Below are 13351 nucleotides of genomic sequence, written 5' to 3'. Positions count from 1 at the left end.
TAGAACTTGCCTTATAAGGAATAATAACCCAAATGTTAAACTTTTCCATAACTTTTTAGATCTTCCAATTCATTATTATTATTGCCTTCAGTAAAGACTCTCTTAATTGCTTTAAAAATTTCTTCATTGCATTTCTCAGGTTTTTGGCTATTATTATTATCATCTTTCTTTTTATATCCATCAGGACCAAATGCATCAGCTACTTTTTGGAAAAATAAACTTAAAGCCTCGCCTTTGCTTATTTTAATTTTATAACAAACATATTCTTCAAGGCCTAAAGATTGTTGATTATCGCGAGATCTTTGTCTACTTGCGTCCACTGCTTTAGCCACAATGCCAAAAATTTTGTTAAAAGAATCTATAAACTCTTTCTGCTTGTTAATATCCTTAGAAAGCCAATCAAAAAATTCTTTATAAGATTTGTCATACTCAACTTTTACATTTTCTTCCTCTCTACCATTAGCCTCTATTGCGGTTTTTAAAAAGTCTTTTAAAGACTGTAATCTTTTAGACTCTTCTGATGTTAAAGCGGGCTCTTTCTCAATAATTAGATCTTTACCCGCTACATTATCGCTACCAACAGAAAAATTGTCATTCTCAAAAGCAATTTCTTTTAGTGCCTTAACATCGCCATACTGTTTACAAGAAAATACTAACAATAGCATCAATAAAATACTTATCCTTCCCATTAAAACCTCCCATAAAATAAGTCGCCATTATAGTTCATTTTCTATCATTCTCAAGGAACATAAAAAATCAATTTTATTTTTTTTCTTTACTTTTTAAAAATAAAAAAAACTTTACTTTTTAAAAATAAAAAATATAAGTTTTGTTTCTCAAAAAGGCCTTAAAACCCCAAATAAAGGTTGGGATTTTATTTGAAAAAATAAAAGAGAGATATATACTTGTTTATTGTTATAAATCAACAATTCATTGAAAACTTCTTTAAAACTACAAATAGGGCTTTAGGGCCCTATTTGTAGTTTTAAACCCAATAATAAAATTAATACATTTAAAACTTTCTAGTTTTACTAAGTAGCCTGTTTTAATTATTTTTTCGACTATTTTCTTATTAAAACTTTTCATACTCTAAATCACATCTTTAAACCGTATGTTTTTCATATTTTTTTGAATAAAGAATACTTCTTGCTTTTTATTTAAAGCTTCAATAAATCTTCAATTTCATTTTAATTAAACTATAAACTTAAACAAACAAACAGCAATACACCTTTTAAGGTATTTAATAAAAGCATACGATTTGTTTTAAATAATATATTGCAATATTTTTTGCTATAAATTAAATTATTTATTGAAAATAAAAAAAGGAAAAATGATATGAAAACAAAAAAATTATTACTTTTAATGATGCTCATTATAGTTATAATCTCTTGCACAATTTCTAAAGCAAAAGACGATCTTGTCTTTGGAATTGGAATTGGAAACGAACCAACATCGCTTGATCCACAGTTCTGCAGTGACAAATTGAGCAATTTAATTATAAATGAGCTATTTATTGGGCTTTTAAGAGGTGACCCTAAAACTGGCGGATACAGACCCGGACTTGCTAAAAATTGGGAAATTTCCCAGGACAACACTTGCTATATATTCCATTTAAGAGATGACATTTATTGGAGCGATGGTGTTAAAATAACGGCAGACACCATTAAAAACTCATACATACTAGCCTTAGAAACTGAAGCGAATATACCAGGCATTAACTTATTAACATCAAAAATAAAAAATGCAAAAGAATTTCACACAACAAAATTAAATGCAGATGAAGTTGGAATAAGGGTAATTAATGAAAAAACTTTAGAAATAACTCTTTCTCAACCAACAATATATTTTCTTGATATGCTTACAAACCCGATATTTATACCTATTCCTACACACGTTGTTAAAAAGTTTGGAAATAAATGGACAAGCCCAGAAAATATGGTTACAAGCGGGCCTTTCAAACTAAAAAGAAGAACTTTAAACGAAGAAATATCCCTTGAGAAGAATAAATATTTTTATGATGCTAAAAACGTTGCTATTAACGAGCTTACATTTGTTACTGTAAACGACGCTCGCAGAATTTACAGCATGTATGAGCATGACGAAATAGACGCTATTTTTAACAGCATCCCCTTAAACCTTATTAATGAGCTTATCTTAAGAGAAGACTTTTATTCAACTGACATTAATCAAATTGGACTTTTATCATTAAACACAAACATTAAACCTCTTAACAACAAAAAAGTAAGAGAAGCATTGACTCTTGCAGTTGACAGAGAAACATTGGCCTACAGAGTGCTTGATAATAACTTTAAAGCAACAAGAAAAGTAAGTCCTAATATTAACAATTATAATTATGGGAAAAAATTAAAACTATACAACCCTCGAAAAGCAGAAAAACTTTTAACCGAAGCTGGATATCCGGATGGGAAAGGATTTCCAATTCTTACAATAAAATACAATAAAAACGACCTTGAAAAAGAAGTTGCCAGTTTTATTCAAAGCCAATGGAAAAAAGTCTTAAATATTGATGTAGAAATTGAGCCTGACACATGGAATAATCACATATCAAACATTCTAAAAGGACAGTATGAGATCTCAGTAAGGTCCTGGCAAGGAGATTATTTAGATCCCATGGCATTCTTTAATATATTTGAAACTAAAACCGCACATCTTTCATCTTATGGATATTCAAATCCCGACTTTGACGAACTGATATTTAAATCTGAGATTGAACCGAATGAAAAAATAAGATTAGAACTATTTAAAAAGGCTGAAGAAATAATCATTGAAATTGATTATCCAATAATCCCATTATACAGCGTTGCGGGAAACTATCTTTTCAGAAATGATAAATGGACGGGGTGGAGCACAAACAGCTCAGAAAGATTTGCCCTATCAGATATAAAACCTTTAGAAGAATAAATGATTTTTTTAAAAAATAGAGTCGGAAAATGACTCTATTTTTTAAAAACTTTTTCAAAAAAAAAATTAATAAAGTTTATTTTTATAAAGCTTCTCTTTTTTTTAAAAAAAAAATCCTTTAAAGACATAATAATATTAAATAAAGATTATTTTTTCATTAGTGATAAAGAACTTTCTTTTAAAAGAGCTAAATCCTTTAAAACCTTGTCAAAGTCAATACTGTTGCTAAGAATGTAATTACATATTTCTCTTAATTTTTCATCTATATCTGAATATTTTTGATTTAAAAGCCGTAATTCTGGCTGTGGATCAAGAACAGCATAATTGCCGCCACTTAACACACTAAGCCTGCTTAAGCTATTACTACTTTTTTCCATTAAGCCATACTGTATTTTTAAAATCTCCAATATTTTGTTTAAAAGATTAATTTTTTGTTCACTAGATTCGCTAAAGAAATTGCTAACTTTAATCTCATTATAATTAGAGATTCTAGAACTTATTTTATCAGTAAGACTTTTAAATTTTCTTTGAATTTTTAAAATAGCGCTTTCCCTTTCGGCTAAAGAAAGTTTAGTAAAATTTAAATCGTATTTATTAAGGTTACCTTTATTCATACTACTAGAAAAATCATTTAAATAACAAGAACTTACAAATATTCCTAATATATACACATAAATATATCTCTTCATGTATATTCTCCTAATTAAAATTTAATTTATTTCAAAAACTACAAAATATTTTAAATAGCTGATAAACATACACCTTTTACATAAATCCACCAATCAACTTAAATATATTACTTAATATTAAAATTACTTTAAATTTTTAAAAAGATTAATTTTTTATATTTACCTATCTATTTAATTTAAGTCCTTCTGTTTCTACGATATCGCTCTCTAGCTCTTAATTTAAGTTTTTCCCTGTTCTTCTGATAATACTCTCTGTTATAATTAGAGGTCTTCTTCTTATTGTAGGACAATAAATCTTTATTGCTCTGTTTATTAACAGAACTACAACCCAAAAGCAATATTAAAAAAAAAAGAAAAAAGGCTATTCTCATATTTCTCTCTCCTTGAAATACATTTGAATAGATAAAACCCTGAATGGTCTTTTATTATTTAAAAATTCTTAAATAATACATTTTTACAATAAACTTGTTAAAAATTTCTTAAAATTAAATAAATTCCATTAAGTGGGAATTTAGAGTCAATAAGCGCATTCAATTCGTATACTAATTTTCCAAAATCATTTTTTGTGTAATTAAACTATTTAATCCTAGATTCAAAATCACTTTTTAAGCATCTATTAAATTAGCACTTTTATTTTCTGATTCTTAAAGTTCTGCTTCTTTAGATTTTATATATTCGAATCCAGACGAAAATAACTACAAAATAGCATCTCTTTTATAATCGCCAAACTGCTTAAAATATTTATCAACTCTAGCTATTATTTTTTCAGCATCACCACCAAGCTGGCCTTTAGTAGTATTTAAGGCTTTTAACCTTTATTGGTCTGTAAAATCTAATTTTATTCCATTGTTACCCTCTAATTTTTTCTCTCTTCATCTCCTAAAAGGCATTAAAGCTAAACAGAAAAATTAAAGATGAAAAGAAATACATAAAAAATCTGTTTATCATGGCAATTCCTTTAAAATAAAAATTTATAAAAATTCAATTATAAACCATATCCATAAAATTTCACAAAAAATTAAATTAAAAAAATAATTTTTCAAAACTTTTAAGAGATTGAATCTTGGCCTTTTTATTATTTATAAAAAATTGAATTTATTAAAAACATCTCAATTGCTTTAAATTTATTAAATCTCAACTTAGCTTAAAGCAAGGCAAATCTTAATCAAGATTAACACAAGAAATAAAAAATTTTAAAATGGAGTTTGATCAAAAAATTAAATTAATAACTAAAAACTTAGATTAAATTATAAATATTTAAACTTGCCAAAATGAAATAATTTTTCCTTATAATTTAATGTTAAAAGAAGATAAGCATTTGCAAGAGAATCAAGTGCATCATCTTTTGTTTTTCCGTCTCCTTTGTAGTTGTAAATATCAGCTACTACATTTTTACTTATTATTTTTAAAAACTCTATTTTTCGGCTTTCAAACAAAGGAATTAAAGCACATATTCTTTTGAATTTATTGCTCAAGGGTTTTATTGGCGCAACTTTAAAATAATTAATACTCTTATTTCTTAGAAAAAGAATTGTTTTGGTTAAAATTCCATCTCCTTTAGTACTATCTCTTTCCTCAATATAAACAGTATTTACATTAAAATTCTCTATTAAAACTTGAATAGAACCAAGCATTAAGCTGTCACTTACTGGTTTTTGGTCCTGATAAATATATACATAAAATTTCTCAAAAGCGCGCTCTAAAACACAAATGGCTGTATTGTCTCCACCTACTGAGAATGCAGGATCAATGTACATTATTGGACTTTTAAATTCATAATCTTGATTGAAGATTATCTCATTAAACAATGAAGATTCATTTAAAATCCACTCTCCATAAAGCACACGAGCCTTATAGGCAGGAAAATGTTTGTAAAGCTTTTCTTGAGTTGAAATAAAATCTGCTGAATTTAAAGGGTTGTCATAGGTTGTAAAATTATATGTTTTAAAAACGTCTTTATTCTCAATATAATCTGTTTTAAAAAAATGGGCTGGACTTTCGGGGTTTGTATCAAAAATAATGATTGCTTTGCCTTTTCTAAGTCTTTTTATTACCTCAAGCAAAGTTTCTTTATGTATTACAGTTGCTTCATTTACATAAATTATAGCACTATTGCCTCCTCGAATCTTAGAAAAAGCATCTCTGTTTTTACCACCATAAATATTAAGCTCAAGCCCTGCTATTTTACAAAAAGATTGTCCACTTTTCTTTTTCTGATAATCAATCCCTAAAAACCCACAAATCTTTTCTATTTGCCTCATGGTATTTGTCATTAACAAACCAATAGAATTGCCTATAATAAAATTATTAGTATCTCGATCATAAAAAGATTTGTTTTCAATAAGTTTTTTAACAAGCAAATATGAGGCTAAAAACGTCTTACCACTTGCAATCCCACCACTAAGTATTACTTTTGAATAATCATGACTTTCTATGTCAAAAAGCACTTCCTTTTGCTTAGCGGTTAAATATTTGTTTTCAAAATCTTCAAAACAAATATTAGTTGACTTTGGCTTAATATAATCTAAAATGTTGATATTAAACCTATTTTTAAACTTTTTTTGAAGATTAAGAAACATTAAAGATCTTAAGAATTTCAAATTTTACTCCAATTTTAAATTCTTACTACTTAAAACCGATTTAAGCTTAACAAGAACATCATAATCTTCTCTCATACAAATATTAATAAGCTTTTTTTCAAGATCTTCTCTTTCTTTAATTTTAGCAGCAAGCTCTATTTCAAGGCTTTCATTTCCCTTGTAGCCTCTTTTTTTGTTGCTGTCAATCTCGAGTTGAAGCTTGCTAATTTTTAAATCCAAGATTAATATATCTTTTTTTATTGATTTTAAACTGAGATTTTTATATCTACAATGAGAATCAATAAAAGAACAAGCTATCTCGTAAAATAATCTTTCAGCCTCGTTTTTGGCATTTTCTAAATCAAAAGCCTTTTTTGTGGCAATTAGTACTAATTGATTTAAATTGTCCTCATTAAAAGATGTTCTAGAAATATTTTCTACTGCTAAGTCCACAGGAAAAGGGGTCTTTTTACAACCAGAATTATTAGATTTAAAATATTTGTTTCTCGCTTTTGCTACAAAAGATTCACCAACACCTAAAATTTGAGCAATATCTAAATCTTTTAAGCCTTTTTTAAATAAAAAAATATATTCTTCTTTTCTATTTTTAAATATCATTATTTTATTTTAATTAAGTTTTTTTAAAAACTCAAGAAAAATTAAATGTTTTTTATTGTGAATAATTAATTTAAAGAGATATATTTTTAAATAGAACAAAATTAATAAATGGTAAAGGAGAAAGAAATGTTTAAAGTAAAATATGTTTTGCTACCAGCGCTAATTTTATCCTGTAATATGGACAGCAAGGGATTTACCAAAGATCAGGAAACAAAAATCAGAGAAATAGTTGTTACCGAACAAAATGAAGCATTAAAAAAATTAATAGAAGCTGCCGGCAACAATACATCTAATGAAAGCTTACTAGACATAATAATTAAAGGAAAAAATAAAATAGTTTCTGGAGCACACAAAACAGAAGCATTTTTTAAAGGCTTAAAAGATGCTGTTATGCCTTCCAAACCTGCTACTTCTTCTCCTTAAGAGTAAGTAGTCAAAATAGTCAAAAGAGAAGCCAATAAATTGCGGGAGCATGGCTTCTCTTTTGCTTTAAAGATCTAAATTCTTTTAGATCTTTAATTTAATTTATAAAATAACCAATTTACAAAACTTTGACAAACTGGTATTGAATCTTAAGATCAAAAGTTAGCTTATAGCTTCCAAATAATATTATTGCTATATTTACATAAAACAAGTTTATGTGCCCCAATAAAACTCAAAATAATAAGGTATTAAAAATAAAAATTTTAAAATTCGGTTAAAATTCAAAAATTATGCTAGCTTTATTGACTAATTTATTTTATTTTATTTCCAATAAAATGGACTAAAATTTAGATTTAAAATTAATTACTCTTTTAGTATGGAGGTAACAAAATGAAAAAATTTAATTTAATAATTGTATCTTTGTTTATTGTGCTGTTTACAGCCTGTAATTTTGGATTAACAGGAAAAGTAAAGGCAGTGCTTGAATCGTCTTCTGCAGATGTAAAAAGCAAAATTTCACAAATAAAAGAAGAAGCTGCCAAAAAAGGTGTAAATTTTGTAGCTTTTACAGATACTGCAACCGGCTCTAAAGTGACATCTGGGGGATTGGCTTTAAGAGAAGCAAAAATACAAGCCATTGGCGAAGTAAAAAAGTTCCTCAAGATAATAGAAGAAGAAGCTTTAAAGCTTAAAGGACATGGGAATAGCAGTCAATTCTTGGCTATGTTTAACTTAATGCTTGAAGTTACCGCGTCATTAGATGCAATTGGAATAAAAGGTGTAAAGCCCTATATTTTGGAGGAAGCTGAATGTAGCCCTGTAAACACAGCTGACAGATTGGTTGAGGTTAAAGCTAAAATAGAAAATAAACTAGAAGGCGTCAAGAAAAGACAAAAACTTGACGATGGGGATAAAAAAATAAATAAAAGTAAGAATAAAAAATAAATCTAATATTGTAATTAGAATTAGCTAAAGAATTAACTAAAAATAAAATTTTAGCTAGTCCTAATATTTACAATTTAATATTTATTTACTGCTTTTATTTAAACTTAAAATCAAAAAAAGAGGATATCATATGAATAAATATAATAAAATTTTACTTAAACTAACTTTATTTGCTAGCCTGTTTACAGCATGTGGTTTAACAGGAGAAACTAAAATTAGATTAGAATCATCGGTTAAAAAAATTAAAGATGAAATAGATAAACTTAAAGCTACTGCTAAAGGCAAAGGTGTGAATTTTGATGCTTTTACAAATAAACAAACAGGTAGTAAGGTCTCAGGAAGCCCTGAATTCATACTTGAAGCAAAAATAAAAGCTACTGAGGTGGCAGAAGGATTCGTAACAGCAATAAAAGAAGAGGCTTTAAAGCTTAAAGGAAGCGGTAGCGGTACATTCTCAGCAATGTATGATTTAATGGTTGATGTCTCAAAGACGCTAGAAGAAATTGGAATACAGGCCATGACGGCAACAGTCTCAAAGGCAGCTGAAAAAACTCCTGCAACCACAGCTGACGGGGTGATTGCAATTGCAGAAGAAATGAGCAAAAAATTACAAAATGTTAATAAGAAAAATAAAGAGGCTCTTAAGAAAAAAAAGGAGAATAATACCGCTGCTGCTGCTACTAAATCTACATAAACATTTTTATACCTAATTAAAACAATGTACCAAGCAACTTAAAACCAGTTTTGGGTTGCTTGGCCTTATTAGGCTAATGTAATTCGGCAAACATTACACTTTTAAAACAAAAAAATTAAATACTCTTTTTGATATTATTTCAAATTTTTTTCCTTTAGACTTTAAATCAAGACTGTCGTAAAGCATCTTATTGTTATCCATTGCAACAAAATGAACAAAATCTTGGCCTTTCAACTTAATAGCTGTTATTTCAAATTCTTTGCCAGCCACAGGTAAATAAAGAGAACTTTCATATCTAACCTTAGAAAAGATTTTATAACAACTAAGAATTTTGCATGGATTTAAAATATAACAATTATTTCTAATGTAGCCCAATTTTAAAAACCGCTGATAATTTAAATTAATATCTTTTGCTTTAAAATCAAAACCCGTCAAGATAAATATCCAATAATGCAAAGATAAAAAATAACATCCAGACTTTTGAATGTCTTTAAACAGCTCTTCATTGCTTTGTAATATTTTCTCAATAAACATTTTTTAATTCTCCTAAAACTTTAAATTGCAAAAATGTTTATTATTTAAAATAAAATTTCTCAAACTCCATTAATCAAGTCACTAAAAATATTGATTTTAATACTTTTCATTTGATCATATTCGAACAAAAGACTTAAAACAAATTGCAATTACAATTGCAATTTGTTTTTCATATATTTTAAAATAAACAATTTTTAAATATAATTTTTAAATAAGTAAACATGCCTGCTCCATTTTTGCTTATAAGGAACACACATTTGGGATCTTTTTATTAAGACATGCCCTTAAAATCTCTCAAACATTAAAATCTAATATTTTTTTGTACATTTTAAGGATCTAGGTAATAATAATAAATCCCAATTTAGAATCTAAAAGCCCAATAAGAAAATATTGGGTTTAAGAACAATCTTTAATATTGCTAAAACCAAGTCAATCAAAAAATTGCTTTTAATGGCAAAAGCTTTAATTAAAAACTTGTAGCATTCTTTCCTTTTAATCTTATTAAGCCCTTTCATCTTAACCCCTAATATAAGTTTTTTCTAATATTATAGTATAAAAAAAAATATGTTTTGTAAATACTTTTCTAAATTTTTCTAAAATTCCTATTACAAAAAAAATAATTTAAATCAAAAATTAAAGGGTTTATTGGAATTTCTTTCCGAAGAATTTCCAATAAACCCTTTAAGGTAACAGGTCCTTATATTAAGAGCGACACATTGCGTGTCAGTCTGTACCTATACAGTATACACTAACTTTTTAAGTTTTGCAAATAAATATTTCATTTTTGTTTGTTTCTTGAAGCTTTAAATTCTTCAATTATTTTTAATAAAAAATCTTTTTCCTCAAAAAAAATTTTTTCTAAAAGAAAGCTCGTAAGCTTAGCATTTTTTTTATAAAAAGAATAAGATTCTTCCTTTTTAAGCTGAAATCTTAGTGGTTTTATTGGGTTTTGGTTAGATTTTTTTAAACTAGAATTTTCTTTTGTTTTAATCAAACAAATTGTCTCGTTGATCCCGTTTTTAACTACATACTTTTCTTCAATCAAACCCTTTTCTATTGCTGTTGCAATTTTAAGATACTTATATGTTTGAGTTCTAGCAAGTCTATAGTCTTTTGCAAAATCATCAAAACTAGAATAGTTATCAAGCTTATAGTATTCTTTATCTTTAATTTCTTTTAAAACCTTCATTGCCTCTAGTTTACAATAAATTTCTTTTTGAAAATTGATGTTTAGCTTTTCTTTAAGCTTGTTATAATAAATAAGCGCTTGTTCTTCTTCTCTAACACTCTCAGATAAATTTCTTTTATTTATCTTTATATCCACTTGTGCTCCTCCTTTACAATCGAGTACACTTAGTGTACGTAACCGGATTTACTTAAAAATACATTAAGCGTGTTTTGGTACTCTATTATGTAGTCCTTCGTCAAATCAAATATATCGTTTTTTGCTATCCTTTTATTTAAATCTTCTCTTTCAGAGATTGTCCCTAAAAAATTACTATTTTTCTTTAAAACCTTTAAAAGTTCTTTATGTGTATTATTCTTTTTAAATTTAGTATTAATTAAATACATTGGCAATGTTAATAATAGCTTATTCATAAAAAAAGAAAACAAATCTAAACTTTCAACAGCCCATTTCTCTGCTGTTATTGGTATTATTATATAATTACTACATACAAGAGCATTTGTTAAGGTAAAATCTAAACTGGGATTGGTGTCAAGTATTATATAATCGTAATGCTTGCTTAGTAACTTTAATTGTTCTTTTAATTTAAATTCTTTATAAGGAATAGATTCTGAATTAAATTTATGCAATGTCAAATAGCTTGGAATTAAATCTAAATTTTTATTAATCTTTATTATCGCATTATCTATGTGTAAATTTGATATTAATACCTCGTATATATTTTTATTTATTAAATTTACATTGTTATCTTTGATTTTATTAAAAAAATAGCTTGTTGTTGAAGCTTGCGTGTCAATATCTATTAAAAGAACCTTATATTTGACTGAAAGCAATGTGGCAAAAATTAAACTTGTTGTACTTTTGCCAACACCTCCTTTTATGCTTGCTATTGTTATTACTTTTGTCTTTTTTTTATCCATTCAGGAATAATTCCCCCTTTCGACAATTCTTTATTATAAAAAGTGTAGAGTTCGGTTTCTAATTCTAAAATAATATTTAAAAGCGTATTATAATAAGGGCTATTGGTCCTGTCTTTTTTAAGTAAAATATGAAGGCCATTTAAATAACAAAAAACAGATCCTTTTTTAAACTTAAATTCGATATATTCACATTTTCTAAGAGTATAGGTTTCTTTTTTATTAAAATTCTTTACAATAAAAGCTTTATCAAGCTTTCTTATTCCATAAGAAATTCCTATAAATTTATCATCTTCTCTTAAAGAGAATAAATGAAACATGCTTATTTCTTCTATATTAAAAATTCCTCTCAAAGAAATGAAAAATTTTGTAGGTTCATTTTTGCTTATTCCAAATGTATAAAAGTCATTGAATATTTTAGTGTGATATATTCTTCTTCCTTTAACCTCCTCAATCTTAGAAAAGACATTAATCTTTTTCCCTTTTTTTATTTTTTGTTTATTTTCTGTGTTTAATTTTAATTCTTTTTGTTTTTGCTTTAATCGTTCAAGTAAAGCCGTCATTTTTTTCCTTTTTCCTTAATAGTAGAGCTAAACTATACATTTTCTTTTAAGCTCACTATTTTAATTAAATTATTATAGTAGGAATTATCAAATACCTTGCTATATTTAAGATCAGGCTCATTCTCAATGAATTTTTTTAAAGTAGGAATTAGTTTATCATTGTCTACTTTATGCCTTAACTGTTCTAATAATATACTAAAAATGTTGTTTTTTATACTTTTTAGTTTTATCATTCTGTCTTGTATTTTAGGAATTTCTTTTTTTGCCCTTTTAACCAATTTTTCTAAATCTGGGTATTTTTTTTGTTCTATTATGAAATGTGGCTTTATTTTATAAATTTCGTATGTTTTGCTAAAAAATTTTTCAAGATCTTCTTTTTTATATTTTTCAGTTTCTAATTCTTTGATTTTTTCTTTAAGTATTTTTTTTAAAATTTCTTTTTTATTTTTGTTATTCGTTTCTTTTATCTTATTTATTAGCTTTTTGTATCCATTGTTTTTGAAAAATTTACATAAGTATCCTGGATTATTTTTATTTTCTTTTATTTTGTTTGACAAGTGTTTTTCTATTTTTTGAGGATCTATTTCTTTGAGTTCATTTTCAATATGCTTTAGGTTTCTTAAGTGGTATATTTTGATCTTATTTGTGGTTTCTAAATTCATTATTAGAGCCGGAATTTGGGTTTTGAAATTGCATTTACTTAAATATTTTTTTAATATTTCATTATTTGTTGTTTTTTTAGGATTTTTGTGTATATTTCTATATTCTTTATATTTATTATTAATATTACTAATACACTCCCATTTAACACTCCCATTTATTTGATTAAAAGTTTTTATTCTTTGCATAAATTCATTAATTTTATTATTTGTTTTTTCCTTGAAGTATGTATTAATTATTGAATAACATTTTTCTTTTTTATATTTAAGTTTATAGTAAGTTTCACTTCCAGAATTTTTTCCTAAATGTTTGCAGTAGTTTAGTGTGACTTTAAATTTTTTTTCTAGTTTGTATAAATAGTTTTGTAGTGTTTTGAGTTTTATTGGGTTTTGTTTATTTCTTTCAAGGTTTTTATTTAGAAAATAAAGTATGTTTTTTTGTGTGTATTTTTTAAAGTTTAAGTTTATAAAATTAAGAGTGGAGATTAATACAATTAAATTATGTTGAAAGTTTCTTGTAGTTTTTTTTACCCTTTTTGTAGTGTTTAGTGATTTTTGTTTTGATTTTTTCAATTTTATACTCCTAATATAAGTAATTTCTTTAATTCTAAATTAATTAATA

General features: G+C 26.1%; 14 protein-coding genes. 4 read left to right on the top strand and 10 right to left on the bottom strand.

Annotated elements, in window-relative coordinates; genetic code table 11:
- Positions 1–35: 35 nt before the first annotated feature.
- The gene (locus QIA31_RS00355; RefSeq protein ID WP_301393617.1) at positions 36–689 is read right to left on the bottom strand and encodes an Mlp family lipoprotein; all 654 of its coding nucleotides are present in this window, start codon (positions 687–689) and stop codon (positions 36–38) included.
- A 646-nt stretch (positions 690–1335) separates the two neighbouring features.
- On the opposite strand from QIA31_RS00355, the gene QIA31_RS00350 reads away from it, so the two are divergent.
- Positions 1336–2922, top strand: a complete 1587-nt coding sequence (locus tag QIA31_RS00350) for a peptide ABC transporter substrate-binding protein (protein WP_301393614.1) — start codon at positions 1336–1338, stop codon at positions 2920–2922.
- A gap of 146 nt (positions 2923–3068) precedes the next feature.
- Here QIA31_RS00350 and QIA31_RS00345 read toward each other — a convergent pair whose 3' ends face one another.
- From QIA31_RS00345 to QIA31_RS00330, 4 genes are all read right to left on the bottom strand, one after another.
- Positions 3069–3611 carry a hypothetical protein gene (locus tag QIA31_RS00345; protein ID WP_301385250.1) on the bottom strand — a complete coding sequence of 181 codons (543 nt, stop codon included), beginning with the start codon at positions 3609–3611 and terminating at the stop codon, positions 3069–3071.
- A gap of 176 nt (positions 3612–3787) precedes the next feature.
- Positions 3788–3982, bottom strand: coding sequence for a hypothetical protein (locus QIA31_RS00340; protein ID WP_301393611.1), 195 nt, complete (start codon positions 3980–3982; stop codon positions 3788–3790).
- 876 nt (positions 3983–4858) lie between these two features.
- Entirely contained in the window at positions 4859–6211 is a 1353-nt protein-coding gene (locus QIA31_RS00335) for a PBSX family phage terminase large subunit (protein ID WP_301385249.1), read from the bottom strand.
- A 3-nt stretch (positions 6212–6214) separates the two neighbouring features.
- Positions 6215–6808, bottom strand: coding sequence for a hypothetical protein (locus tag QIA31_RS00330; protein ID WP_301385248.1), 594 nt, complete (start codon positions 6806–6808; stop codon positions 6215–6217).
- A 126-nt stretch (positions 6809–6934) separates the two neighbouring features.
- Between QIA31_RS00330 and QIA31_RS00325 the strand changes: the two genes are divergently transcribed.
- The 3 genes from QIA31_RS00325 (at position 6935) to dbpA (ending at position 8870) form a co-directional block, all read left to right on the top strand.
- Positions 6935–7231 (top strand): hypothetical protein, encoded by a 297-nt coding sequence (locus QIA31_RS00325; RefSeq protein WP_151060739.1) that lies wholly within the window; start codon positions 6935–6937, stop codon positions 7229–7231.
- 390 nt (positions 7232–7621) lie between these two features.
- The gene (gene dbpB, locus QIA31_RS00320) at positions 7622–8176 is read left to right on the top strand and encodes a decorin-binding protein DbpB (RefSeq protein WP_301393608.1); all 555 of its coding nucleotides are present in this window, start codon (positions 7622–7624) and stop codon (positions 8174–8176) included.
- A gap of 130 nt (positions 8177–8306) precedes the next feature.
- Positions 8307–8870, top strand: coding sequence for a decorin-binding protein DbpA (gene dbpA / locus QIA31_RS00315; protein ID WP_301385246.1), 564 nt, complete (start codon positions 8307–8309; stop codon positions 8868–8870).
- 93 nt (positions 8871–8963) lie between these two features.
- On the opposite strand, the gene QIA31_RS00310 is transcribed toward dbpA, so the two are convergent.
- The 5 genes from QIA31_RS00310 to QIA31_RS00290 all read right to left on the bottom strand — a co-directional run bounded on the left by QIA31_RS00310 (position 8964) and on the right by QIA31_RS00290 (position 13302).
- A complete protein-coding gene (locus QIA31_RS00310; RefSeq protein ID WP_301393606.1) occupies positions 8964–9404 on the bottom strand; it encodes a DUF261 domain-containing protein in 441 nt (146 codons plus the stop codon).
- Between the two features lie 778 nt (positions 9405–10182).
- Positions 10183–10728: a chromosome replication/partitioning protein gene (locus QIA31_RS00305; RefSeq protein WP_301385243.1), complete on the bottom strand. Its 546-nt coding sequence runs from the start codon at positions 10726–10728 to the stop codon at positions 10183–10185.
- A 29-nt stretch (positions 10729–10757) separates the two neighbouring features.
- Complete coding sequence (locus QIA31_RS00300; protein WP_301393604.1) at positions 10758–11510, bottom strand: ParA family protein; 753 nt, start codon at positions 11508–11510, stop codon at positions 10758–10760.
- Positions 11486–12070: a DUF226 domain-containing protein gene (locus QIA31_RS00295; RefSeq protein WP_301385241.1), complete on the bottom strand. Its 585-nt coding sequence runs from the start codon at positions 12068–12070 to the stop codon at positions 11486–11488. The genes QIA31_RS00300 and QIA31_RS00295 overlap by 25 nt, the downstream gene beginning before the upstream one ends.
- 32 nt (positions 12071–12102) lie before the next feature.
- Positions 12103–13302: a plasmid maintenance protein gene (locus QIA31_RS00290; protein ID WP_301393602.1), complete on the bottom strand. Its 1200-nt coding sequence runs from the start codon at positions 13300–13302 to the stop codon at positions 12103–12105.
- Positions 13303–13351: the final 49 nt, after the last annotated feature.

It is taken from the genome of [Borrelia] turdi, assembly GCF_030439285.2.
Classification (GTDB): domain Bacteria; phylum Spirochaetota; class Spirochaetia; order Borreliales; family Borreliaceae; genus Borreliella; species Borreliella turdi.
Note: the sequence above shows the minus strand (reverse complement) of the source record. Positions and strands in the feature narration are given on the sequence as shown.